The sequence below is a fragment of the Mesotoga sp. B105.6.4 genome (genome assembly GCF_002896535.1).
Taxonomy (GTDB): domain Bacteria; phylum Thermotogota; class Thermotogae; order Petrotogales; family Kosmotogaceae; genus Mesotoga.
Genome location: NZ_JWIM01000004.1, coordinates 54936 through 78116, shown reverse-complemented (window position 1 = coordinate 78116; position 23181 = coordinate 54936). Strand labels below are relative to the sequence as shown.

General features: G+C 45.3%; 23 protein-coding genes and 1 tRNA gene. 6 read left to right on the top strand and 18 right to left on the bottom strand.

Features of this window, described 5'->3' with window-relative positions; genetic code table 11:
- Position 1: 1 nt before the first annotated feature.
- Entirely contained in the window at positions 2-1702 is a 1701-nt protein-coding gene (locus tag RJ60_RS01290; protein WP_103133878.1) for a lipopolysaccharide assembly protein LapB, read from the top strand.
- A complete protein-coding gene (locus RJ60_RS01285) occupies positions 1702-1974 on the top strand; it encodes a chromosome segregation protein SMC (RefSeq protein WP_099829124.1) in 273 nt (90 codons plus the stop codon). Before RJ60_RS01290 ends, RJ60_RS01285 begins: the two co-directional genes overlap by 1 nt.
- 48 nt (positions 1975-2022) lie before the next feature.
- Here RJ60_RS01285 and sufU read toward each other — a convergent pair whose 3' ends face one another.
- From sufU to sufC, 5 genes are read right to left on the bottom strand one after another with little or no spacing between them, the layout of a single operon-like run.
- Positions 2023-2463, bottom strand: coding sequence for a Fe-S cluster assembly sulfur transfer protein SufU (gene sufU / locus RJ60_RS01280; protein WP_103133877.1), 441 nt, complete (start codon positions 2461-2463; stop codon positions 2023-2025).
- Positions 2460-3683, bottom strand: coding sequence for an aminotransferase class V-fold PLP-dependent enzyme (locus RJ60_RS01275; protein ID WP_103133876.1), 1224 nt, complete (start codon positions 3681-3683; stop codon positions 2460-2462). Before RJ60_RS01275 ends, sufU begins: the two co-directional genes overlap by 4 nt.
- A complete protein-coding gene (locus tag RJ60_RS01270) occupies positions 3661-4857 on the bottom strand; it encodes a SufD family Fe-S cluster assembly protein (protein ID WP_103133875.1) in 1197 nt (398 codons plus the stop codon). Before RJ60_RS01270 ends, RJ60_RS01275 begins: the two co-directional genes overlap by 23 nt.
- Positions 4858-4867: 10 nt before the next feature.
- Entirely contained in the window at positions 4868-6262 is a 1395-nt protein-coding gene (gene sufB / locus RJ60_RS01265; protein WP_103133874.1) for a Fe-S cluster assembly protein SufB, read from the bottom strand.
- A gap of 2 nt (positions 6263-6264) precedes the next feature.
- Entirely contained in the window at positions 6265-7017 is a 753-nt protein-coding gene (gene sufC / locus RJ60_RS01260; protein ID WP_103133873.1) for a Fe-S cluster assembly ATPase SufC, read from the bottom strand.
- A 143-nt stretch (positions 7018-7160) separates the two neighbouring features.
- Here sufC and RJ60_RS01255 point away from each other — a divergent pair, with 143 nt between their 5' ends.
- A complete protein-coding gene (locus RJ60_RS01255; protein ID WP_103133872.1) occupies positions 7161-7979 on the top strand; it encodes a DUF368 domain-containing protein in 819 nt (272 codons plus the stop codon).
- On the opposite strand, the gene RJ60_RS01250 is transcribed toward RJ60_RS01255, so the two are convergent.
- From RJ60_RS01250 to recJ, 5 genes are all read right to left on the bottom strand, one after another.
- Positions 7980-8990: a rod shape-determining protein gene (locus RJ60_RS01250; RefSeq protein WP_099829117.1), complete on the bottom strand. Its 1011-nt coding sequence runs from the start codon at positions 8988-8990 to the stop codon at positions 7980-7982.
- Positions 8991-9014: 24 nt separating this feature from the next.
- Positions 9015-9090: transfer RNA gene (locus RJ60_RS01245), tRNA-Arg, on the bottom strand.
- The gene (gene ruvX / locus RJ60_RS01240; protein ID WP_103133871.1) at positions 9069-9779 is read right to left on the bottom strand and encodes a Holliday junction resolvase RuvX; all 711 of its coding nucleotides are present in this window, start codon (positions 9777-9779) and stop codon (positions 9069-9071) included. Before ruvX ends, RJ60_RS01245 begins: the two co-directional genes overlap by 22 nt.
- On the bottom strand, positions 9760-10020 hold the full coding sequence (locus tag RJ60_RS16460; protein ID WP_374704099.1) for a DUF3343 domain-containing protein: 261 nt from the start codon (positions 10018-10020) through the stop codon (positions 9760-9762). The genes ruvX and RJ60_RS16460 overlap by 20 nt, the downstream gene beginning before the upstream one ends.
- A gap of 4 nt (positions 10021-10024) precedes the next feature.
- Entirely contained in the window at positions 10025-13168 is a 3144-nt protein-coding gene (recJ, locus tag RJ60_RS01230) for a single-stranded-DNA-specific exonuclease RecJ (RefSeq protein WP_103133870.1), read from the bottom strand.
- Positions 13169-13232: 64 nt separating this feature from the next.
- On the opposite strand from recJ, the gene RJ60_RS01225 reads away from it, so the two are divergent.
- Positions 13233-13970, top strand: coding sequence for a pseudouridine synthase (locus RJ60_RS01225; protein ID WP_258006151.1), 738 nt, complete (start codon positions 13233-13235; stop codon positions 13968-13970).
- Positions 13971-14001: 31 nt separating this feature from the next.
- On the opposite strand, the gene RJ60_RS01220 is transcribed toward RJ60_RS01225, so the two are convergent.
- The 5 genes from RJ60_RS01220 to acpP are packed head-to-tail and all read right to left on the bottom strand — an operon-like array spanning position 14002 to position 19237.
- Positions 14002-15825, bottom strand: coding sequence for a PEGA domain-containing protein (locus RJ60_RS01220; protein WP_103133869.1), 1824 nt, complete (start codon positions 15823-15825; stop codon positions 14002-14004).
- Between the two features lie 25 nt (positions 15826-15850).
- The gene (locus RJ60_RS01215) at positions 15851-17362 is read right to left on the bottom strand and encodes a DUF5693 family protein (RefSeq protein WP_258006150.1); all 1512 of its coding nucleotides are present in this window, start codon (positions 17360-17362) and stop codon (positions 15851-15853) included.
- The gene (locus RJ60_RS01210; RefSeq protein WP_103133868.1) at positions 17290-18054 is read right to left on the bottom strand and encodes a hypothetical protein; all 765 of its coding nucleotides are present in this window, start codon (positions 18052-18054) and stop codon (positions 17290-17292) included. Before RJ60_RS01210 ends, RJ60_RS01215 begins: the two co-directional genes overlap by 73 nt.
- The gene (locus RJ60_RS01205) at positions 18051-18956 is read right to left on the bottom strand and encodes an RluA family pseudouridine synthase (RefSeq protein ID WP_102818924.1); all 906 of its coding nucleotides are present in this window, start codon (positions 18954-18956) and stop codon (positions 18051-18053) included. The genes RJ60_RS01210 and RJ60_RS01205 overlap by 4 nt, the downstream gene beginning before the upstream one ends.
- Before the next feature lie 29 nt (positions 18957-18985).
- Positions 18986-19237, bottom strand: coding sequence for an acyl carrier protein (gene acpP, locus RJ60_RS01200; protein ID WP_099829110.1), 252 nt, complete (start codon positions 19235-19237; stop codon positions 18986-18988).
- Between the two features lie 136 nt (positions 19238-19373).
- Here acpP and RJ60_RS01195 point away from each other — a divergent pair, with 136 nt between their 5' ends.
- Entirely contained in the window at positions 19374-20195 is an 822-nt protein-coding gene (locus RJ60_RS01195; protein WP_103133867.1) for a purine-nucleoside phosphorylase, read from the top strand.
- Entirely contained in the window at positions 20192-21178 is a 987-nt protein-coding gene (locus tag RJ60_RS01190) for a bifunctional oligoribonuclease/PAP phosphatase NrnA (protein ID WP_258006149.1), read from the top strand. Before RJ60_RS01195 ends, RJ60_RS01190 begins: the two co-directional genes overlap by 4 nt.
- Here the strand turns inward: RJ60_RS01190 and RJ60_RS01185 are convergent.
- From RJ60_RS01185 to rsmG, 3 genes are read right to left on the bottom strand one after another with little or no spacing between them, the layout of a single operon-like run.
- A complete protein-coding gene (locus tag RJ60_RS01185) occupies positions 21175-21813 on the bottom strand; it encodes a site-2 protease family protein (protein ID WP_258006148.1) in 639 nt (212 codons plus the stop codon). The two genes, RJ60_RS01190 and RJ60_RS01185, sit on opposite strands and share 4 nt — an antisense overlap.
- Positions 21803-22507, bottom strand: coding sequence for a 16S rRNA (cytidine(1402)-2'-O)-methyltransferase (gene rsmI, locus RJ60_RS01180; RefSeq protein WP_103133865.1), 705 nt, complete (start codon positions 22505-22507; stop codon positions 21803-21805). The genes RJ60_RS01185 and rsmI overlap by 11 nt, the downstream gene beginning before the upstream one ends.
- On the bottom strand, positions 22504-23181 hold the full coding sequence (rsmG, locus tag RJ60_RS01175) for a 16S rRNA (guanine(527)-N(7))-methyltransferase RsmG (protein ID WP_103133864.1): 678 nt from the start codon (positions 23179-23181) through the stop codon (positions 22504-22506). Before rsmG ends, rsmI begins: the two co-directional genes overlap by 4 nt.

Below are 23181 nucleotides of genomic sequence, written 5' to 3'. Positions count from 1 at the left end.
TTTGAAGGACAAAACTGTCTTAATCTATCTTCCAATAAAGCCAGAAATGGCAAAGGCGAACAATCTTCCGGTGAAGCTTCCCGTCCTTGCAGAAGATCTGGAGAAAATCGCAGACAGGGACAGGATAGAACTAGACATAATAATCAGGGGACTTGAAGCCCAATGTAAGATCGAACGAGATGACTACTACGAATCCTATCTGCTCTACTACTACTTCGAGGCCTTCAAAAGAGCTTTGAACTCTGGGGCTATCGGGGAATCAAAGGAGTATTTAGATAAGGCAGGCAAGATAAAGAAGGATTACAGATATCACTTCTATCGAGGACTGATGTTTAGGGAAGAGGCAAGAACTGAACTTGCCGAAATCGAACTGAGAAGGTCTATTGAGATGAACGATGAATTCTACATCGGTTACTTTGAACTCGGAAGGCTGCTCCAGTCTCAAGAGGAATTTGATGATGCAATTGCCTCCTACCTGAAATCAATAGAAGAGTCTGGAGGGCAGTTTGCCCTTCCTTTTGTCGCAGTAATTGATTGCTTCATCTCTAAGGGAGAGTACAATGAGGCGTTGGAGATAGCCGGAAAGATAGGAAAGGGATTCCCCCTTTATTCGGATATCCTGCTGAGAAAGGGTGTTATCCTAAACGAAGTTCAAAAGTTTGCCTTGGCAGAAGAGACGTTCACTGAAAGCATCGGTAGTAATGAAGACTGGAGGAGCTTCTACAATCGCTCCTTTTCGAAGGCTAGACAGGGCAAGCTATATGAAGCCTACGAAGACCTAAAGACAGCCTATGCCATAAGCGGGAACCATGATGTCCTATACGAACTCGCGATCAATGAGAAAAATATGGGAATGCTCGAGGACTCTCTTTCGCATTGCCGAAGTTACTATAACAACACCGCCGATCAAAAAGCTCTGATGTTTGAATCACGTGTGCTTGACATGATGGGCGAGTACGACGTTGCACTCGAGTTGCTCGATGATACTTACCTCGAGCTCAAGACGCTTCTGCTCCTTCATAAGTATTTGTCAGAGGGAGTTATTGAGAGAGAGCTTGTCTTCGAAAACACACTGAATGAGTCTTATTACAGGTACTTGAGAGGACGGTTTCTCAGCAAAGACTTTTCGACTTGTAACTTGATCGAATCGGGAAAGATTAACGTTGAATCTCTTACTGGGTTGCTCTCTGAACTTGACAATGCCGAAGTAACCAAAAGGATCTCTGCGTTCTCTGAAGGAACTATCCCAAAGGAAATCAGGGAGATTACTTTGGCTGAAATGGGTTTCTTCACAGAACTTATCTATCAAATGGAAGCTTATCCTTCTCAGCAAGAATATCTTTCATACCTTATGGCCTTCCTTATATCTGGAAGTGGCAAGACTACCGGGATATTCAGGACGTTATTGTACGTTCAGAGATGGGTACTCTCGGGCTTGCCCTTCAGAACCGACTCCTTTATAGATGAGTACCTTGAAGAGCTAAAGGATTTGAGCTTCGATTTTGCGCTTAGGATCGCGAAGCTTTCTGCATATGGCGGAACCGACGTTGATACACTTGAAGAAGAAGCGAACGAGAATCCCGAAGAAGTAACCCTGGCAATTCTCTGTGCGTTAGAGAAGGGCACGGTCAGTGAGATTAAGACTAACAATGATTCGCTAGGTAAGTACATAATGAGGCTTTCTCGATCAGGAGGAGAATAGTGAATAATATTGACGAGTTATTAGAGAGGCTTTTTGAAGCACTTGAAAGCGACACCAGTGATAGAACAGATGAAGAAAAGGTTAAGCAAGCGCTGAAGACTGAATTCAGTGAAAATGAGCGAGAGATGCTTATGGGCGTATTAGATTCTCTCTTTGGCGAAGTTACGAAAATGGCAGAAAACCCGAAGAATTACTTTTTCAGCAACGAGCAAGAGAAACTGGACAAGTATCTGGCGGAGAGAGACAAAAAAGTTGATTCTACAGACCAATAAGTGTATAATCAAACTGTAGGGTTACTTCAGCGCAGAGTATAGCCGGTGTTATGCACCGGTCTTTTTTTGCTCGTTCAAAGCCAGAGCTTTGGCTGCCGTCTTCCAGGGTAGAGTCACACATTTGACTCTCATCGGGTGATCCTTCAGTCCCTGAAAGAACAACGCATCACCAATCAGCGATTCGTTAAAGCTCTCCCCTCGCAACATCTTTTCAAAACTCTCAACTATCTCCCGGGCCTCCTCATAAGTCTTGCCTTCTAGAATCTCAGCCATGACTGAAGCCGATGCCTGGCTGATCGCACAGCCCTCGCCCTCAAATCTCACTGCCCGAATAGTGGATTCGCCTTCTTCGAGATGAATGATGATCGAGTCACCGCAAGACGCATTCGATCCTTCTACACTGCACGTAGAGGCCGGGAGAACTCCTCTGTACATGCTGTTCTTATAGTGATGCATTACGAAGTCGGCATAAAGCTGCTCGAAGTTCACGAGAACCACCTCTCCGCTTTCGTTAATCCCTCAAAAAGCCTATCGATATCTTCAAGAGTATTATACAGATATAGAGACGCCCTGCATGCCGAAGATACTCCAAGAGCACCCATCTGCAACTGTGCACAGTGATGGCCGCTTCTTACGGCAACGTTCTGGGTTCTACCAAGGAACTCGGCGAGATCATGAGAGTGTATTCTCCTGTGAGAAAACAGCAGTATGGCATGGCTCGATGATGGGCTATGAATAGTTAAGTCAGGTATTTCCGCCAATCTCTCTCTTGCGATATTCGTAAGATAGGAGACGTGATCATTTATCCACTTCATGCCAATCCCTTTGAGATACTTTGTTGCACCGGCAAGGGAGATCGCGCCCGCTATGTTCTGAGTCCCCCCTTCGAGTTTAGAGACCCCCTCCGAGAAAGAGGAATCTTCAACATCCACGCGGTTGACCATTCCTCCTCCAAGAACTAAAGGCGAAAGCTCCTCTATTAGGCTCGATCGACCAACAAGGCAACCGATACCGGTTTCGGCAAGCATCTTGTGCCCGGAAAAGACAAGAAAGTCCGTTTTCGATTCTCTGAAATCGAAACTCTCGTGAGGAATTAGTTGAGCTCCGTCGATGACAATAATCCCACCGAGAGAATGGACAATCTCCGTAATCTCCTCAAAGGGAGTCCTGTAACCTGTAGAATTCATCAAGCCACCGATGGAAAAAACGAAAGGTCCTTCGATATCCCGAAGCGACCTATGTAAATCTTCAACCGATAACTCTGCGCCAACGGCGGGCAGAGCCACAAAGTCTAACCCGTTTCTCCGGGCGTAATACTGCCATGGGAGGAAATTGCTGTGATGTTCGATTATTGGAACTACGAAGGTCCCGTACTCACCTGAGGAGGCAAGCGAAGCAGCCAGAAGACTGAGGCTCTCGGTGGCACCTTTTGTGAAGACTACTTCATCTTGGTCAGCCCCGACAAAATGTGCTATTTCTTGTCTGCTGTACTCATAAAGACTGGTAGCCCTTTCCGCAAGAGGATATACCGCCCTATGAACGTTAGCGTTCTCGGCTTCGTAGAAACTTTTTACAAGATCTATTATGGACGCGGGTTTATGGGTTGTGGCTGCATTGTCCAGATACACTAGAGACGGATGATTACGGAAGATCGGAAAATCTCTTCTAAGGTCTTTCACCCTGGGTTCAGACTTCTTTTGCGAATTCATTTCTTACCACCCCCGTGAAGGTAGGAAAGATCTTGTCGATCTCTTTGAGTACTGGCTCAAAAGTTCCCTGAACAATGAATCGGATCGCCCGTTCTCTGGAAAACCCTCTTGACATTAGATAGAAGACTCTTTGTTCATCTACAGATCCTACGGTCGCTGCATGAGAAGCTTCTACTTCACTTTCTCCTACAAGCAGCGATGGTATCGTATCTGCTCTAGCTTTTTGAGAGAGCATCAAGACGCTGCTGTGTTCACTTGCTTTTGATCCCTTTGCGCCTTTCCTCATGTCCAATGTTCCTCTGAAGACGCTTCTCCCGTTGTCAAGGAGAACACCTGATCCGGAAATCATGCCTTCCGAGTTACGCGAAATTGCTTTCACCACATAATGCATATCGAGAACAGTATCTCCGCGAGCAACGAATAGAGGTTCTACAGATGCTTGTGCACCTTCACCTTCGAGGAGAACCATATGGAAAACCGCCATTGAGGCTTTTCCCGTACTCACCTCAACTACTCTTAGCTTAGCGTTCTTCTCCAGAAAGTACAGGTTGTTCGAAAACCCATAACCTCTTTCAGTCATTCTATTTATGTAAAGGACCTCCACAGTGGAATCCTCCTTGATAAGAAACCTGTTGTTCTGGAGAAGCCAGCTACCTGAAGACGTGCTATCTATGACTAACTTTATGGACGAGCCCTTCCCAGAAACAAATAGGTTGTTCATAATTCTTGAGTCCCTACTAAACGGAATCACATATGGTTTGCTTACTCTCTTTCGAGGCGGGACGGAGATCATTGCACCTTCAGAGAAGCAAATGTCTCCAAGCAAGAGAAGTTTTCTGTCAGAACCTTCAAAATCCAGCCTGTCAAGAAGTTCTACTTCGTCGCTGCTAAGAGAGATCATGGGTTTTGCATTTGGATCTGTATACTTCGTGCGATGCCTGACAGAGATGTCAGGCAAGGTCATTCCAGTTAACTTAAACCGCTTCCATAAAGGAAATGACAGTTTCTTGTATTCAGAATACCTGTTGCTAATGAAAGCAGACATCGCAGGCGAAGCCAAATCTGCGGTGAGAAGCAAGTCTCTATCGGCAAAATCCCCAACTGAAACCTCTTCTCTTCTGGGTGGTCTAACCATTTTGTAATTATTGTGAACGAAATCAGTTGTTACTTCCATCGTAGTCACCTCAACCAATACTGCTTTCAATCTCCATATCTATCAATCTATTGAGTTCCACCGCATACTCCACAGGGAACTGGCGCGATACGGGTTCCATAAATCCCCTGACAATCATTGCCTTAGCCTCCGATTCGCTCAGACCACGGCTCATGAGATAATATATTTCATCCTCCCCTAATCTTCCTATTCTCGCCTCGTGGCCGATTTCTGCTGAGTCATTCATTACCTCAATGATCGGAACTGTGTCGGATCTCGAATCGTTGTCTATCATCAGCGCCGTACATCGAACTGAAGACCTGCTGTTTTTCGCTCTTGAAGATATTTCTAGTAGACCTCTATAGAAAGCCCAGCCTCCACCCGCACTTATGCTTCTAGCATCTACAAGTGAACTGGTTTCAGGAGCAAGATGGATAACTTTGGATCCAATGTCCATTTGCTGACCGGGACCGGCGTAAGTTATTCCAAGATGCTCGGCCCTTGCACCTCTTCCCTTCAAAACGGATGTAGGATACAACATTGTTTTCAGACTTCCAAGAGAGCCCGATATCCATTCGATTGTTCCATCTTCCTCAACGATCGCTCTCTTGGTGTTGAGGTTGAATGTGTTCTTCGACCAGTTCTGAATAGTCGAGTACTTGACCCTGGCTTTGTTCAGAACGAATATCTCTACCATTCCTACATGGAGGTTCAGATCGTTGAATCTCGGTGCAGAACAGCCCTCAATGAACTGAAGATCAGATCCCTCATCAGCAATGATAAGCGTGTGTTCAAACTGTCCGCTGCCCCCCACATTCATTCTGAAATATGCCTGAAGCGGGAGCGGTACCTTCACCCCTTTGGGAACATATACGAAAGAACCTCCACTCCAGACGGCCCCGTGGAGCGCAGCGTATTTGTGATCGCCAGGTGGAACCGCCTTCATAAAATATCTCCTGACCAATTCCGAATGCTCTTTAACAGCCGTCTCCATATCCAAAAAGACTATGCCGAGACCCTCAAGCTCCCTTCTGATATTCTGATACACTATCTCAGAATCATATTGAGCTCCTACCCCTGCAAACGATTCCCGCTCTGCCTCTGGAATACCTAATCTGTCGAATGTCTCTCTGATCTCCTCAGGCACATCATCCCATGATCTCTTCTTGTCTGCATCGGGACTTAGATAAGAGATTATCCTGCTTAGGTCTAGACTTTCTGTATCAACTCCAAACCCAGGATCTCTCAAAGAGTTGAAGATTCTCAGAGATTCAAGGCGTTTATGAAGCATCCACTCAGGCTCGCTTTTCCTTTTCGAGACATCGATTATTAGGTCTTCCCTGAATCCTCTTTCGCTAACAAACCTGTACCTGGAATCTGAACTAAAATCGAACCTTGTACTGTCGATTAATCCTTCTTTTCGCACCCTCAGGCCCCCTTTGCTGACCCAAAGATCCCCTCGTAGCCATTCTCTTCAACTTCTACTGAAAGCTCCTTACCTCCAGTTATTGCCATCGTTCCATTTACATAGATATGCACATAATCCGGCTCCACATGTTCAAGCAACCTTTTGTAATGTGTGATCAGAATAATCGCGTTCTCCGAGTATCTGAATTCATTGATGGATCGAGCGATGCTCTTGAGCGCATCTATATCCAACCCGGAATCGATTTCGTCAAGGATAGCCAACTTAGGTTTCAAAAAACACATTTGAACTATTTCGGCCTTTTTCTTCTCACCACCAGAGAAACCTACGTTAAGATATCTATCTATGAGTTCCATCTCCAAACCTACATTATAAGCCAATCTGTCAACTTCCTGACTCATTTTAAGCAAAGGCGTTTTGTTCCCAAAGCTCCGAGAGGCAGCCATGAGAAAACTTCTGAGCTTGACTCCGGATATTTCCTGCGGCTGTTGGAAAGAGAGAAAGATGCCTAGCCTAGCCCTCTCGTCAACAGACAATCTTGATATGTTCTTGTTCATGAACCTCATGGTGCCTTCGGTCACTGTGTATTTTGGGTTGCCCATCAGCACATTTGCAAAGGTGGATTTCCCGCTTCCGTTAGGCCCCATAATGGCATGAATCTCTCCGCTCCTAACGGTTAGGTTCACTCCCTTCAATATCTCTTCATTATTCTCAGCAAGAACAGCGTGAAGATTCCTCACTTCTAGAAGAGTCAAGTCAATCCCTCCAAATCCGTTATTTCTTATCTGAATTATAACATATACCGACTATTATAGACGAGATTAAAGAAGAGTACACAAAGTGAGGAAAACAAGTCACAGGATATATAATTAGAGATATGGCGATCTGGGGGTGTCTAATGCTCTATGTGATCTTTGTAGGTGTACTAATGGGTCTAGCCAATCTCATTCCAGGTGTAAGTGGTGGTACAATCGCTCTTCTAGGAGGCATATATGAGCGATTTGTGGATTCAGTCTCATCGCTGACAGCTTTGAGGATCAAGAAGAAGGAGTTCGTATTCCTGATTCAGCTTATCGCGGGCATGGGGATAGGGATCTTCGCTTTCGCAGCTCTAATAGATCTCTCTCTTTCAGTCGTCCCTTCGCTAATGTATGGGATGTTCTCCGGACTCGTTGCTGGAGGAATTCCAGTTGTATTCAGGCGCATTGAAAAAATCGGCGCGACTTCGATTATCTCTTTCGCAGCCGGGGTAGTACTCGTTGTCATAATATCTCTGCTTGGTTCAAGGTCGGTAGAAGGTAGTGTTTCTGATCGCGGTGCTCTTAATCTCGTTTTTGATGTGGTAGCAGGTTTTTTTGGAGCGGCGGCTATGGTCCTTCCCGGACTTAGCGGTGCCTTCATACTTCTACTGCTCGGTGAATACACTAGGGCAATATCTGCTCTCAAGAACCTAGACTTAGTAATCATTGCCTTCATCGGAGTCGGTGTTATTCTTGGCGTGGTCTTCGTAAGCAGACTTCTGAAGTTCTTGATGAAGAGATGCCGCTGTGCGACTTTCTCATTCCTTCTTGGCCTTATGCTAGGCTCAATACCCGATCTACTCTCCAGACCGGGGATCAACTTCAATCTGATACAAATAGCGGTGGGAATTCTCTCGGGACTAGCATTCTCATACCTTATAGTAATACTCGAAAAGAGAAATAGAGTAAGAACCTAGCTATTTGTTGTGATTTATCGCTACTCTCTGAAGATGCTTATCGCTTTCAAGGAGCTCTCCTATTCCCTTGACAACGCAAGTTCTTGGATCCTCGGAGACTATGGTTTTGATACCGGTCTCCTGAATTATCAAATCCGGTAATCCTCGGATCAAAGAACCACCTCCTGTGAGCACAACGCCTGTATCCATTATGTCGGCAGCGATTTCCGGAGGTGTCTCTTCCAGAATCTGTCTAAGATTAAGAACAATATCCTGCAAGATCTGAGATATCGCCTCATGAATATCGTCAGAAGTGATCCTAATATTACCCGGAAGACCGTTCAGGGCATCTCTTCCTCTTACCTCAAGCTCGTAGCTTTCCAGAGTGGGAAAGGCCTTCCCGATCTTAATTTTGACGTCCTCTGCAGTCGAGCTGCCAATAAGAAACTTGTACTTGCGCTTTACAAACTTGATTATCGCGTCGTCCATTGCATCTCCTGCAGTTCTCAGAGAACGCGAGACTACTATCCCGCCAAGGCTGATTACGGCAATGTCGGAAGTCCCTCCTCCAATATCCACAACCATATTACCCACTGAATCAAATATGTGAAGGCCTGCTCCGATTGCAGCGACCACAGGTTCAAGAACCAGGTAAACTCTGCTTGCTCCTGCAGCCGTTGTGGCTTCGATAACTGCTCTTCTCTCAACACTTGTAACCTTGGCCGGAACACCGACAACAACCGCAGGTCTGGAAAGCGAGAATTTCGTGCGAGTTCGCTTCACAAGTTCCTTGAGAGCCTGTTCTAAAATCTGATAGTCTGCAATAACCCCATCTCGAATTGGCCTTACAGCCTTTATGTCCTTTGGTGTCTTACCGATCATTTCCTTAGCTTCAGAACCAATTGAGATTATCTTTCCCGTCTTCGTTTCAACAGCGATGACCGAAGGCTCATCAATCACTATATCCTTGCCCTTCTGAAAGACCAAGAGAGAAGCGGTTCCCAAATCGATGCCAAGATCACCCTTTTTCATACAAAACCTCCCGCGTTGCAAACATGGTGTGCTCGGTGGGATTTGAACCCACAGTCTCTGGATCCGGAGTCCAGCGCTCTATCCGTTGAGCCACGAGCACTCAATAACCTGCGGACCTTCTGAGTTCAGATCTAACTTCCCATCAAGCTCTTCTCCACAAGCGATTACTATTATATCGTAAGTTGAAAAGTCTATGTCATCAATGAGGTTTACCGGGTTCATTCCTTTTCTCTTGAATGCCAGAAAGATCTGAGGATCTTCGACAAAAACTCCTGGGTCTGTCTCCAGAGAGTCAATACCTTCTATTCGAGCAGATTCTGGTTTGTACAGCAATACCCTGCTATTTGAAGGGATTTCACGAAGATCACGGCAGACGACTCTTCTCTCACGTACCTCCCACCTTCTGGCCGTAATAGAAGACTCATTTCTAAGAATCTGCATTGCACTGAAAACATCCTTTACTTTCGAGAAATCCTGTCCAACTTCTTGAGACATTCTCATCGCCGTCTCTGTAGTTAGAGATTCATCCACCAGAAAGACTGGGCCAGAATAGATGTTCTTTACCTTTTCAGCAAATGAGACCGCTCTCATAGTAGATTCGCTGAATCTGCCAGACATTGAGATTGGTAATCCAATAACAACTATCTCGACTTTCTTCTCCTCTAGTATTCTTGAGAGTGTTTTGCGATAACCTGAGTGATCAATGGTTCTTAGAGGGATTTCTACACCCTCTATCTGTAAAGCAAGGCCGATTCTTGATGTGCCAAAGTCAATGCCAAGTTTTACCATAGAAGGACCTTACCGGGTTTTCGTCACAATGGTTAGTGAGGAGAATCTCAATGTCTGCCTCTTTTAGGAGGCTGACGCTTGCGCAAAGATCTCCAGATGAGATCGCAATTGAAAGCGAGCAACCCAAGAATAAATCTGGTGGAGTAGGGAAGATCTTCGCATTCAAACCTCCGTCCCTAATCAGCGACAGCGCCTTCATAATTTCTTGCCGCGAGACTGTTATCAGAGAATCCAGCACCATGGTGTCAACCAACCTTAAGCACCTCTTCTGCGTTTGTAAGACTCCGAAGCAGTCCTCTTGTCGTCATTGTCGAAAGCTTGGTGGCGAACCATCTGGTCATTCTCTTTTCAGCGATTCCCTCTCTGTAACGCAATGTCTTTTTCACCTGAACTGAGTCGAGTTCCGAGCTCGAACTGCTGTACCAGATTCCTTCGTCAGCACTTACAAGCTTCATCTCCTCCAACATAGAAAGAAAGACCTTCGAGATTCCGTCTTCAAAGCTAAGGGCCTTTCTGATATCCCTCTCAGACGCTGGCAGAACATCCTTAAGGTCCTGATAAACGGCTTCAAGCTCTTCAACTGTCGGAAAAAGCCTGTCCATTTCACCGGTATTAGAAATCAAGTCGGCCTTGTTGAAAGATAGATTCAAGAACAACTCCGAATCTTCACCGGGTCTGGTCGAAACAGAATCAATAATCTCCAGGAAGTTCCTTGGCGCACTGTAGAATACAATATTAGAGTTACCTAAAGTGACACCGAGTCCGTCGCTAGATGGAGTAGTAATCAGGACCCTGATCTTCTGTCTCTCAACAAGTGAGTATATTACCGACCTCTGAAAGTCCTTCAGCAGATAATTGTAGAAAATCAGTTCCCCATTCTGAAGAGCATGGGATAATCTTGATCCCATAGATTTGGCAAGAGTGACCGTCTTATGTGGGGAATCAACAATCACAGCGACATTCTCACCATGACCGACGATCGACATCACCTGCTCGACCTTCTTTCTGGAGCCTCGGTTGTCGATTATGCCCACCCTTTTGATTGGACTTGGCTTATATACGTGAGATATCCTTCTATCCGATAGAAAATCCTTCAAATCATCATAGTAGACACTTCCTGCAAATCCAGATATTCCTAGGACCTTATCGATGTTTGAGAAAAAACCTTCAAGATCCGGATGGTCCTTGAAAATGCCCGAGAGAATATAAGTAGGTTCGTCGAAAATAATCTCTCCGGCTATTTCAGCAATCTCGTCAAACCTTTCAACGAAGAAGGGCAGAGTGGTGAAAACAACGGGTTCATCCAACCTTCCTCTGTACAGAGAGTTGGCAAAGACTGGTTTTATCGAATCCAGATAGTGCTGTAGAGAATAATAGGTATGTGCAAGCGTGCCGTTTATTGCAGACACAACGAAAGTCTTCTTGCCTTGCTGATAGTTTTTAAGTATTTTGAGAGCGAGAAAAGGGTTCTTCAGTCTGATGTTGCCAAACACTCCCCATGGATTCTTGATACTTACTTCCATGAACTCCGGACACTTATGAGAGAGCTTCTTCTCAAGCTCGCTTATCAGAGCGGATACATCAGTTTTTACCTGCGAACCGGGCTGCTGATTCTTCCAATCTCTTATAAACTCAAAAACGAAATTCTTGTCCCTTACTTCTTCTTCAAAGACTGGATCAATGTAAAGCTTTGCATCCGAAAGAGAGAGTTTGACACTCTGCAGTCCATAAAGGTTCTCGCTCTTAATTGAAGCAACCGCATCCACCTTTAGGAGATTTGGCTTCACATATTTGAAGTCATCAAACATTGAACCCATGTTGTAACCTATCGCAAGCGTCTTTCTATCTCCAGAACGTAGAATCAACTTCACGTGATCGCTGCCGCTGCCAAACATCTTCGCTTTCTCTATGTTAAGTCCCTTTATAAGGAATCTCGGTTCGGGATTCGAGTGGCCAAAGGGTCTCAAGAGCTCCAGTTTATCAAGAATAGCGGATGTAATAGAATCAATAGAGAGGACATCGTCGATGTCTATCTTGAAAACCGGCTGCTTTTTCCCATAAAGTCTTATGTAAGCATCGTTTATTGCCGTTCGGAATTCAGTGATGTTCTCCTTGTCTATGCTGAATCCTGCAGCCATCTCATGCCCGCCAAACTCCCTCAAAAGGTGAGAGACTTCGTTAAGGAGACTGATTATGCTTACACCGGCAGGACTTCTTGCGGAACCCTTACCGTCGGAACCGTTGGTAGATATCAAGAAAACCGGCTTGTTGTGAATTGATACAAGTCTGGAGGCAACAATCCCCAGAACTCCAAGGTGCCAGTTATCGCCGTCAACAACAAGCGCATAGTCATCTTTGAAACTGGACGTGCTGTCAATATCTCTTTCAGTCTGGTCGAAGATCTTCGCCTCTATTGTCTGTCTATTCTGATTGTGCTTCAGAAGCCGGCTAGCAGTGTTCATTGCTGAATCCATGTCTTCACTTATTAATAGTTCGAGGGCAACAATAGCTGAATCCATTCTCCCTGCCGCGTTAAGTTTGGGCGCAATCTTGAAGGCAATATCCTGCGCAGTCAGGTTTTCAGACGGGATTCTAAGATACGACAAAAGTGCCTTTAGTCCAAGAAGCGGGCTACTCTGGATCTTTGCGGTACCTTGCCTGACTATGTAGCGGTTTTCATCTCTCAAGGGTACAATATCCGCTATAGTACCAAGCGCCACGATATCCAGATATTCCTCCGGATCGATAGGACAGTGTAGAGTCTCATTAAGCGCAACAAGCAATTTGAAAGCTACGCCAACTCCAGCAAGTCCCTTAAAGGGATAGTTGTCGTCAGGTCTTTTGGGATTGACTATGGCGTCGGCTGGCGGAAGAATATCCTTCACCTCGTGATGATCGGTTACGACAACATTGAATCCTATTTCCTTTGCATACTTGATTTCCTCAAACGAAGTGACTCCACAGTCAACGGTAATCAATAGTTTATGGCCCTGTTCTCTAAGATCCTTTATTGCGCCCTTGCTCAAACCGTACCCTTCCTCAAGCCTTAAAGGAATGTAATAACTAACATTGAACCCCATTCTTTTCATTGCAAGATACAGGAGCGCTGTACTGGTTACACCATCGACATCATAATCACCGAAGACAACGATGCTCTCGTTTCTCTCTCTAGTCTCTATTATTGTACGAACTGCAAGCTGCATACCTTCAAGAATGAAGGGATCATGAAGAATCGTCTTATCTGGATTCAGGAACCTCATTGCTTCAACTTCGTCATCAATTCCTCGCGTTACCAGTAATCTTGCCAAAAACACATCGATTCCCATGAATTCGACCAATCTGTTTACGGCCTCATCATCGGGCTTTAGGAGAAGCCACTCCTTTCTCATATAGATCCACCCTCTCTTTTTCTTTTAAAAGATTATAACATCATGCACAATAGCTTGGAGGTGCGTGATACTGGTACCTCAAGAAGGTGTATTGTACAATCTGTTTATGAGATTGGATGGCTATGTTTCTAAGTTTTCTGGCTTCAGCAGAAGCCAGAGCAGAAAGATGATAAGAAGTCAAAGAGTAGTCGTTAATGGAAGAGTCGTCGATACCCCGTCTGCAAGTGTTAGCGTGAACGATGAAGTACTTCTGGACGGAAAGCACATAAAAACCTTTGGAATGGTCTACATAGCTCTGAACAAACCTGGAGGTTTTGTCTGCTCAAGAGAGAGAGACGAAGGAGAGAATGTCTTCGACCTGATAGATGAAGTCTTTTCTGCCGAACTGTCCATTGCCGGAAGGCTTGATAAAGACACAACAGGACTTGTAATACTCTCAAACGACGGCGAGTTCATTCACAACGTGATTTCGCCGAACAAGCTGGTCGAGAAGGAGTATTTCGTAGAGACTGTCAATGAGATTACTTCAGATGAGATCTCACTTCTCTCGCAAGGAGTCTCAATAGGCGATGAAGAGTTTTCTATGCCGGTATCAGTTGAAGAACTAGATTCTTTTCATCTGAGAATTGTACTGACGGAGGGCAGGTATCACGAAGTCAAGAGACTCGTTCTGGCAGTGGGAAACAAGGTGAGAAACCTTCACCGAAACAGGATCGGCGCATATTACCTTCCCGATCGATTGAGCCCCGGAAAGTGGATATACCTATCTGAGACAGACAGAAAAAGAATAACCGGGACTTGAGTCCCGGTTATTCGGATAACAGGAAAAGACATTAGTCGATTCTTGAAAGGTTGAAGGAGAGATTGTGATCTCCCTTGCCAAAGTATCTATATGTAACCGACACGCGATATCCGTCCAGAACAAGCACTACTTCATAATATCCTGGATCAAGTTCAACTACCCTGTTTGATCTACCATAATCTTTTCCGTTAATGAAGATTCTCGCATTGCTCGGATCAGAGGAAATTGTAATCCTGGCAACCGGCCTTTCTTCAATCAGAGTGATTTTCGTCGATGAACTGGTTCCGGCAGCGAGATTGACATCTTTGCTGTCCGTTATATAGCCAGACTTCTCTACTCTGATCGTATGCCTCCCCGCATCAAGATCAACGGATAGCGGAGATCTGCCCACATAAACGTTATCTACAAAAACTGATGCATTTGTCGGCTCTGTTTCTATTGTCAGTCTGGCCTTCTTTGCATAAAGAGTGGCACTTACTTGTCTATCACCAGCAAGTGTTACGTTAGTAGAGAAATCTTCATAGCCATCTGCGGTTACTCTGACGGCGTAAGATCCCTCCCTCAAGGTAAGAGTAAGCGGAGTTCTGCCTTGATATGTTCCGTTTATGTAGACAAGGGCGTTCGAAGGTGAACTCGTTACGCTCAATCTGTACTCTTTCACTTGAGGAGTCAAGGTAATGGATTTCGAAATCGAGCGATCAAGAATGAAGTTTTCAGTGTATGTCTCGTATCCCGATCTCTCAATTCTCAAGTTCTTTGTTCCGCCTTCCAGAGTCACATTCAACGGGGATCTACCAATGTAAGCGTTATTCACATAAATATCTGCCCCTGAAGGACTCGTTATTACCGACAGTTGATAATTCTGAACCATAGAAGTCAGAGTGATAGACTTGGAAATATTTCGATTCAGGACAAAAGTCTCTGTGTATGTCTGATATCCAGCCTTAGAAACGCTGATACTCTTCGTGCCTTCTTCCAAGGTGACATTCAGAGGTGTTCTTCCTACAAGCCTGCCATCAATATGCACAGTTGCATCGCTTGGGTTTGTGACAAGAGAGAATTGATACTCTTTTGCTAACTTCTGCAAATCAAGTCTTACATCCAGCGTTCTCCCACTTTCGATAGTGAACTGTCTGGTTTCGGTCCTGTAACCGTTCATGTATGCTGTGACCATGTGGTTTCCCACATCTAGGTCTATGTTAATGGGACTCCTGCCGACCATCTTTCCGTCAATATATACGGTTGCATTTGACGGAGTTGTTGTTATCCTCGCTCTACCTGTGCTGGGCATCACATCCAGATAGAACCAGGCAGTGGAAACGGCATACTCCTGCTTATCAATAACAGGTATTACTTTTGAAACTACGAAGTCCTCCGCCCCTGAACTGGCCTTGGGGAAGATATCCCCTGCCTCAGCTCTCACCATCAAATCGTCAAGAAATCCAAGGGAAGAGGTCGATGCAACAATCTGAAAGATCTCCTTTCCTCCACCTGTCTCACTCGTCAACTGAAGACGGTATCTCGTCGTAGCGTTCTCCGTTGGAAGAGTGTAGGTCACTCCAGCCTTGACGAAATTGCTGCGATCATAACCATTAGGGAATATCAGCTGGATTTCTCCATTTGGTGTGATATCGTATATCGCTATATATGCATCTTTATTGACTTTGAAGTAAGTCTTAACCTCTTCGCCTGAATAGTAAAGAGAACCGTTATCTCTGTCAAGCCAAATGGAAACCTCCAGCCCCCCCTGCGGCTTCTCCGGTACAATAATTACCTTCTGCATGTCATAAGTTACAATCCCAAACAGTGATACTGCCAAGAAAAAACTGAGAATAACCAGTATTGTTTTCTTCATAGATTATCCCTCCCATCATCAGATGCTAATTAGACTTGTCTTCATCAGACTCGTTCAACAAGTTGTTAGCGATGTCCCTTGATCTATTATACTTTTTGATGATCGCGATTATTAGAAGTGAAAGCACTGTACCGAAGATTAAACCATACGCACTTCTCAGCAGGCCTGTCCACAGAGGAACAGTAGCGTGGCAGAAGGTATTAACTATAGATACAGTTACAAGTGATCCACCTGCAGCAATTATCGGTCCGAGTTTCCCTTTGAGATCAAAAGAGAAGTGAATCATCACTGCCAGAAGCGGATATGCGAGCAATTCCTTGAAACGCGGACGGACTATGAGGACGTTGTCAAGATAGTCTCGCATTGTTCTTTCCACATCAAGCACAAAAGAGAAGTTCCCGCTTCTAAGGATGTAATAGACGGCTACCAGCCCCGCAAGAAGAACGACAAGTATATCTCCCCTAGAAACCTTTTTCGAAACGCTTCTACCAAAACCAGTGACAAAAAGCCAGAAGGGGAGGGCTACCAATGAGATCTTCACGCCTCTGAAGAGCTCCAGCCCATTCTGATAGGAGGCCCCTACCATCGAGGCGTTGATTGCTATTCCGAGGAAAATCGAGAAGGAAAAGAAAAGAAGGAGACCCTTGATCACCCCGGTTTTCAAAGAAGAAATCCTCCGATATATGGCAAACTCACCGAAGACAGCGGCCGCGGGAAGACCAACAGTTGGAAACAACACGAATAACGCTGTAACAACAGCTGCAAGCAAAGGACTGACAGATAACAGGAGAACAAACACAAACAGAGATGCCAGCAAGGCGAACCTGGATGAACCAGTCCTTGGAGAAACTACTTCGGTCGAAACTAATCCCATTCCGTCGAGTATTCCATAAACTTGTGATACCAGCTCATCATAGTCAAAATCATTGTCGGGAGTCAAAAAGAGAAGTGCATCAATGCTCCTTTCCCTGACAGCTCTAAGGTACCTGGTCACTGCCTTGTCAACATCATAGTTTGGATACTCTTTCTTCTTCAGATTGTGCACTCGAAACACCAGAGATTTGTTCTCCCTTGCCCTCAGCACATCTAGGACATAATGGCCTCTTTCGTCAAACTCCATGTATCCCGTGTATGCGAAGTGATTGTCAAGAATCGATGCAAGTTCCGAGACTGTGTAAGGGGAGACTCCAGTAAGGATCATCGGGATCTGCAGAGCCAATATCTCCTCCAGCCTATGCCAGTCGTCTCTCAGATCCACCAGAATAACCGAAGACTCCAAATTCGAGACGTTCTCCAGATCTTCCACGTAAATCAGCTGCTTTGAAGGGACTGCGTCTACCGCCTTCTCTGTAATTACCACAGCATCGTTGTAGTTGAAATCCAGGGAAACTCTCCAGGGAATGTAGAACAAAGACAGAAGCAATCCGGAAATGAAGGCAACAACGACTATACCGTTGCCAAGTCTTAGTGCGCTCTTCTGTTTTTCGTTTCTTCGTCTTCTCTGAGACTTTCTAGGTCTAACGGGAACTTCCGCCAATACTTGTCTCTCCTCCCAATCAGAAGATAAAGAAATAATACTACACCGATGAGAAATGGAGAATACGGAAGCAAGAAGATAAGTCTCCACTTTAGAATCATAGACTCTAGACTCGATCCAAAAACCTTCGAAAAGGCTGCACTCATATCCCCTTCTTCTAAGAACTCTTCTGCGACGCTCGTCAGATCAATATATGAATGCCTCTCCAGAATGTATCCAGCGAAGCTCGAAACAGCTCCATAGAAAACAGATTGGTCATCCTTATTAGGGTACCTTCTGTCAAACTCTGTGAAATCATAGAAGGCAACTCTGAGTATCGGAATTCTCGTCCTCGAATGAAGACTCTGAAAGCCTTCCGCCATTAATTCATGGTACCATACAGGAATCTCATTAGGAGTGAAGCCGATGCTCCTAAGGTACTCAAAGAAATAGACATGTGCGAGTTCATGTCTTGCGACTCCGGATCTATAGGAAGTCGTGTAAAGAAAGATCTGGTAGATTCCATTATCATCAATTGCTGCTGGCTGCTCATGGCCTTCGCCTTTGAGAATCGTAAGACTATACTTGACCGAAAAGCCGTATATCTGTGAGAGTTCAGCGTTTGCTTCTTCAATCTCTCTCCTGATCTCCACCTGACTGAATGCGTAGATCGAAATGAGAATGACCGTCAAAAGCAGAAGAGCTGACTTCATTTGAGTTTGACCAACACCTTCTCAAGGTCGTCGGGAAGTCCCGAAAGAATCTCGATCGTCTTTCCACCTTCCCAAATAAAGGAGAGTCTCGAACAGTGCAAGAAGTATCTTCTGAGCCCGGTCTCTTTCTTGAACTCCCTGTTGAACAATCTGTCTCCATAGACATCGTCCCCAACAACTGGATACCCGGCTTCGCTCAGCTGACGACGTATCTGGTGCTTCTTCCCTGTGTGAAGATCTATCCACAATAGTGAAACCGAGGCAAAACTCTTTTCAATTCTGAACGTCAATGACTCAGTGTGTTTCTCTCTCTCGGAAACAAGTCTTCCTTTAGCTTCCGGCACTCCTTTCACAAGCGTCTGGTAACCCTTTTCCATTCCTCGCAGCCTAAACAGTGATGACAACTCTCTAGCCGACTCTGGAGATTTGGCGAAGACTATCACTCCTGAGGTATGCTTATCGAGCCGGTGGACGGGCCGCGGCAAGAAACCTCTTGCCTCTCCATATGCCATGAGTCCTTCGACCAACGTTACAATCTGGATGCCTTTTCCGGGATGAACGGATATCCCCGCCGGTTTGTCGACCGCGATTATTGAATCGTCTTCGAATAGTATCTTAAGGGGAATCTCGTGAGGAATCAGTTCACGCGATTCTCTAAGACGCTTCAGTCTTGAAGGATCTCCAGAAAAACCTACTCGAACTAAATCTCCTATCTCAAGCCTGAAGGAGCCATCCTTGACTTTCTTCTCATTGACTTTCACATTTCCCTTTCTCAGCAACTTGTAGATAGATGACAACTTCAGGTCTGAGAGCTCCCTTCTCAAGAACCTGTCCAATCTCTCATAGAAGTTTTCTTTTGATACTCTGAATTCTCTATCTATCGATACCACTCCACTCAACATTAAGGGGGCCTTAAGCCCCCTTGAAAGACTCAGTCTTCAACTCCCAGACCTTTGCTGATACTTTCCACAATATCTCCTACCGTAGAGATGCTCTCAATCTGCTCATCTTCGACCTTAAAATCGAATTCATCTTCAAATGCCATCACCAGGTCGACCAGATCAAGAGAATCGGCACCGAGATCCTCTGTCAAACTGGAATCCATAGCGATTTCATCTTCTTCGACTCCAAGTTTCTCGGAAATTATGTTCTTCACTCTGTCGAAAACTTCATCGGCCGTCAAAGGATTTCCTCCCTTCGAATTCTGAAAATCGGAACAATTATATTAACCGAGAGCTTCAAAGTCAAACGGGTCTCGATTCCCAAAAGCATTCATTATTATATAATAATTTGAATGGCTTTACTTTCGGAGGTTTTCTATGAATATATTCGAAGTGATGAAAGAAGAGGTAACTGAACGAATCAAAACGACTCCAAAGGCGGCACTAATTCTCGGATCCGGTCTTGGCTATCTGACGGAACACTTCTCCGAACCAATAGCAATAGAGTATTCTGAGATTCCGGGATTTCCTAAAACAACCGTTGAAGGTCATTCTGGAAGATTGGTTTTCGGATACTTTCATGGTCTTCCCGTTGTAGCAATGGAGGGACGATTTCACTACTACGAGGGTCATAACATCAGAGATGTCACTTCTCCGGTGTATTTGTTCAAGGAGCTCGGAATAGAACATCTGCTGATTACGAATGCTGCGGGGGGCATAAATAGAAGCTTCTCTCCAGGAGATATCGTTGCAGTGACTGATGTAGTGAATTTCGGCTTTCGAAATCCTCTCAGGGGAGTCAATTACGAGCAATATGGCGTGAGATTTCCAGATATGTCGGAAATCGTAGACAGTCGCTGGCTGACGGACTTGAAAAACCGTCTTCAAAACACGGGGATAGAATTGAAGGAGGGAACTTATTGTTGGGCTCTTGGTCCAAATTATGAGACTCCGGCAGAGATAAGGGCCTTTGAGTTTTTCGGAGCAGATCTCGTTGGAATGTCGACAGTACCAGAAGTAATCGCTGCCAGGCACTGCGGTATCAAGCTTCTTGTTCTATCCTGCGTTACGAATCTGGCATCGGGAATCCTGAAGGAGAAACTCTCCCATGCCGATGTTGTTAGCACGGCCAGAAGAATCAGACCAAAGTTCAGTTCTATAGTTCGATACGCCATCGAATCATTGTTGGAGAGCAAATGATGATCAGAAAAGCAAGCAGTGTTGTCTCATGTATTCAAAAAGCCGAAACCATCCTTGTAGCTGGCCACATAATGCCCGACGGAGACTGCATTTCTTCCGTGGTCTCGCTTTCGGTGGGTATTGAAAGATTCGGGAAGAAAGCCACACCCGCAATTGATTGGAAAATTCCACCGAACTTCAAAGTCTTTCCCTGGATAGAAAAGATCAAAGGTTTTGACGAGGAGATTCCTAAGCCAGACTTGATTATCGTGGTTGACGCATCATCACCGGACAGAATCGGAAGGTTTGAAAACTTCCTCGGAATGGGAGTTCCTTCGATAGTGATCGATCACCATGCAACAAACACATACTTCGCAAACGAATGCTGGGTAGACCCTTCATACTCGTCGACAGCTCAAATGATTCTCGATCTTCTGAGGCTTATGGATATTGAATATGACAGGGATCTTGCGTTGATGAATTACTTAGGGATTGCAACAGACACGGGATTCTTCAGATACTCAAACGTTGACAGCTCGGTGTTTCAAGCTGCTGCTGAGCTTGTTAGTTTGGGAGCCGATCCCGATTTCGTGGCAACAGCGATTCTCGAGACCCGAAAGATTGAGGAGCTATTTCTTGAAAGAGATGCTATTGATAACATGACGCTGCTTTCAAACAACAGATTTGCTTACTCATATCTGACACTGGCTGATTTTGAAAAGTATTCACTTACAGACGATGATTTCACGGGTTTCGTTGGAGAATTGAGATCAATAGAGAGCGTAGAAGTGGCTCTTTTTGCTTCAGAAGCCCGTTCAGGTGAGGCACACGTTTCACTTAGATCGAAGAAATACTTCGATGTCAGTGAGATTGCCGTTGCATTTGGCGGTGGAGGTCACCAGAAAGCTTCCGGCTTCACCCTCAAATACGAAGGTGACCTTAAGAGCGCGCTTTCCGAAGCAGTTCAAATGATTGACTCTCGACTGCAAAATGAAAGGACTTAAGCAATCAGCCTCGCCAGTAGCTGAATGAACTGCGTTATCGGCCACATTACTAGCTGTATTATGCCCATAAGTGAAAGCACTAGAAGTGTAAGTATTCCGTAGAGTTCATATTTCACCAGCCAATTGACCTGGTTCTCCGGAACAATCATTGTAACAATGTTTGCTCCGTCAAGAGGCGGAATTGGAATTAGGTTGAACAAGGCTGTATTGAGATCAATTACCATCATCCAGTACACTACATCGGCGATGTAGCTCAATGGAAATGAATTGACGGCTTCCGGCATAAACGTGGAGTACTGGTGGAGACCCGAAAGGTAGAAAACTAGACCGGCAATAAGACCGATCGAAAAATTGGCAATAGAACCAGAAATCGCCGTGAGTATACCCTTGAAATATCCGGCTTTTCTCAGCTTCCAGTAGTTCACAGGGAAAGGTCGAGACCAGCCGAATTTGAAGAAGTAGTACATGAGCAGACCTACAGGGTCTATCCTTTTTATGAATCCGGGTCCTCCCCATTCGGGTTTCACCGCGTCGAATCTCTTCGCGGTTATGAAACGAGAATACTCGTGAGAGATTATGGCCACCGCTATGGCAGGGGTGAGGCTGAAGAAGTTCCTCATCATCTCAAGCATCATTATTCTCCCTTCCAGAGAGAACTACGGTTATCTCCCCTTTTGGCTCGGTCGCCTTGAATCTCTCAACTACGTCAGAAAGACTGCCGAAATAACTCTCTTGAAAGAGTTTAGTCATCTCTCTCCCAACGAAGACCTCCCTATCGCCAACTATCTCAAGAAGCTCTCCTAAGGTATCTAGTAGCCGAAATGGAGACTCGAAGAAGACGATGACGCCGTCTCCATAAAGACCCTGAGCAATCTTCCTGAAAACCCTTCTACGATTCTTGCCTCTTGGCAGAAACCCAAGAAAAGTGAAGTGAGTCCCCGGAAAGCCGCTTATCGCGAGTCCACATGAAACAGCACATGGGCCGGGCGCAACATCCACTTCGAAGCCTCTCTCACGACAAGTTTTGACGACATGAGCTCCCGGGTCCGAGATCACAGGCATACCGGCATCACTTGAAAGCGCTATTTGCTCTCCCTTGCTCAGACGATCAATTATTAACGGAACTCTCTCGTCCTGATTATGCATATTCAGAGACAGAACAACCTTCTTATCTATTCCCATAGAAGAAAGCAAAGACCTCATCCTTCTAGTGTCTTCGGCGAGAATCAGGTCTGCCTCTTCCAGAATTTTCTTTCCTCTTATGGTCATATCCTCTAGATTTCCTATAGGTGTTCCCACAATCCAAAGCTTCCCTTTTTCAGCAGTCACTTTGAACCTCCCAAAGGAGACTTTGAAGCCATTCCGCACCTTCTCGGAAACCCATCTGGGGTCTCTCTCTTCTTTGCATAGACTATCATGAACCGGATAGATCCGTCTGATAGACAGTACTCCTTCTCCTGCAACAGGCCAAGACCTAGTTTCTCTTCAGCAACGCGTGAGAATACCCTCTCCTCACACCATCCCGGTCCTTTGTAAAGATATACGATGCCTCCGGTTTTCACAAGAGGAGTTGCCAGTTCCAAAGAAGTATCGCATCTGGCGACAGCTCTCATGAACGCTGCATCGAACTTCTCTCTTTCTTCCAGCGCCAATTCCTCCGCTCTTGCTGTTTTCACAACGACGTTCTTCAGTTCCAGCTCATGGGCAAATCTCTCGATCTCCTTTGTCTTCTTCGCAATAGAGTCTACCAATACCCATTCCGCTTCTGGAAAGGCAATTGCCAAGACAAGACCGGGAATCCCGCCGCCACTTCCAATATCCACGAAGCGACCCCTAAATGTTGAACCACAGAATGGTTTTAGAGAATCCTCCACGTGTACAATCATAGCTCTCTCGAAGTCTCTAACAGACGTAAGGTTGTGTTGAGAAGATGTTATTAGCTCCAGAAGCCTTGTTAGTTTGATGCGACTAGGCGGGTCGATCTGCTCATTCAGGAAACACAT

Excerpts from the sequence above, each read along its gene's own strand:
- recJ (WP_103133870.1), bottom strand. The coding sequence starts at position 13,168 with ATGAGAAAGGAGTGGCTTCTCCTAAAGCCCGATGATGAGGCCGTAAAC.
- RJ60_RS01270 (WP_103133875.1), bottom strand. The coding sequence starts at position 4,857 with ATGGAAGTAACAACTGATTTCGTTCACAATAATTACAAAATGGTTAGA.
- RJ60_RS01220 (WP_103133869.1), bottom strand. The coding sequence starts at position 15,825 with ATGAAGAAAACAATACTGGTTATTCTCAGTTTTTTCTTGGCAGTATCA.
- RJ60_RS16460 (WP_374704099.1), bottom strand. The coding sequence starts at position 10,020 with ATGGTGCTGGATTCTCTGATAACAGTCTCGCGGCAAGAAATTATGAAG.
- RJ60_RS01250 (WP_099829117.1), bottom strand. The coding sequence starts at position 8,990 with ATGAAAAAGGGTGATCTTGGCATCGATTTGGGAACCGCTTCTCTCTTG.
- RJ60_RS01195 (WP_103133867.1), top strand. The coding sequence starts at position 19,374 with ATGAATATATTCGAAGTGATGAAAGAAGAGGTAACTGAACGAATCAAA.
- ruvX (WP_103133871.1), bottom strand. The coding sequence starts at position 9,779 with ATGGTAAAACTTGGCATTGACTTTGGCACATCAAGAATCGGCCTTGCT.
- RJ60_RS01275 (WP_103133876.1), bottom strand. The coding sequence starts at position 3,683 with ATGAATTCGCAAAAGAAGTCTGAACCCAGGGTGAAAGACCTTAGAAGA.
- RJ60_RS01205 (WP_102818924.1), bottom strand. The coding sequence starts at position 18,956 with ATGTTGAGTGGAGTGGTATCGATAGATAGAGAATTCAGAGTATCAAAA.
- RJ60_RS01210 (WP_103133868.1), bottom strand. The coding sequence starts at position 18,054 with ATGAAGTCAGCTCTTCTGCTTTTGACGGTCATTCTCATTTCGATCTAC.
- RJ60_RS01190 (WP_258006149.1), top strand. The coding sequence starts at position 20,192 with ATGATGATCAGAAAAGCAAGCAGTGTTGTCTCATGTATTCAAAAAGCC.
- rsmG (WP_103133864.1), bottom strand. The coding sequence starts at position 23,181 with ATGTGTTTCCTGAATGAGCAGATCGACCCGCCTAGTCGCATCAAACTA.
- RJ60_RS01255 (WP_103133872.1), top strand. The coding sequence starts at position 7,161 with ATGCTCTATGTGATCTTTGTAGGTGTACTAATGGGTCTAGCCAATCTC.
- RJ60_RS01185 (WP_258006148.1), bottom strand. The coding sequence starts at position 21,813 with ATGATGCTTGAGATGATGAGGAACTTCTTCAGCCTCACCCCTGCCATA.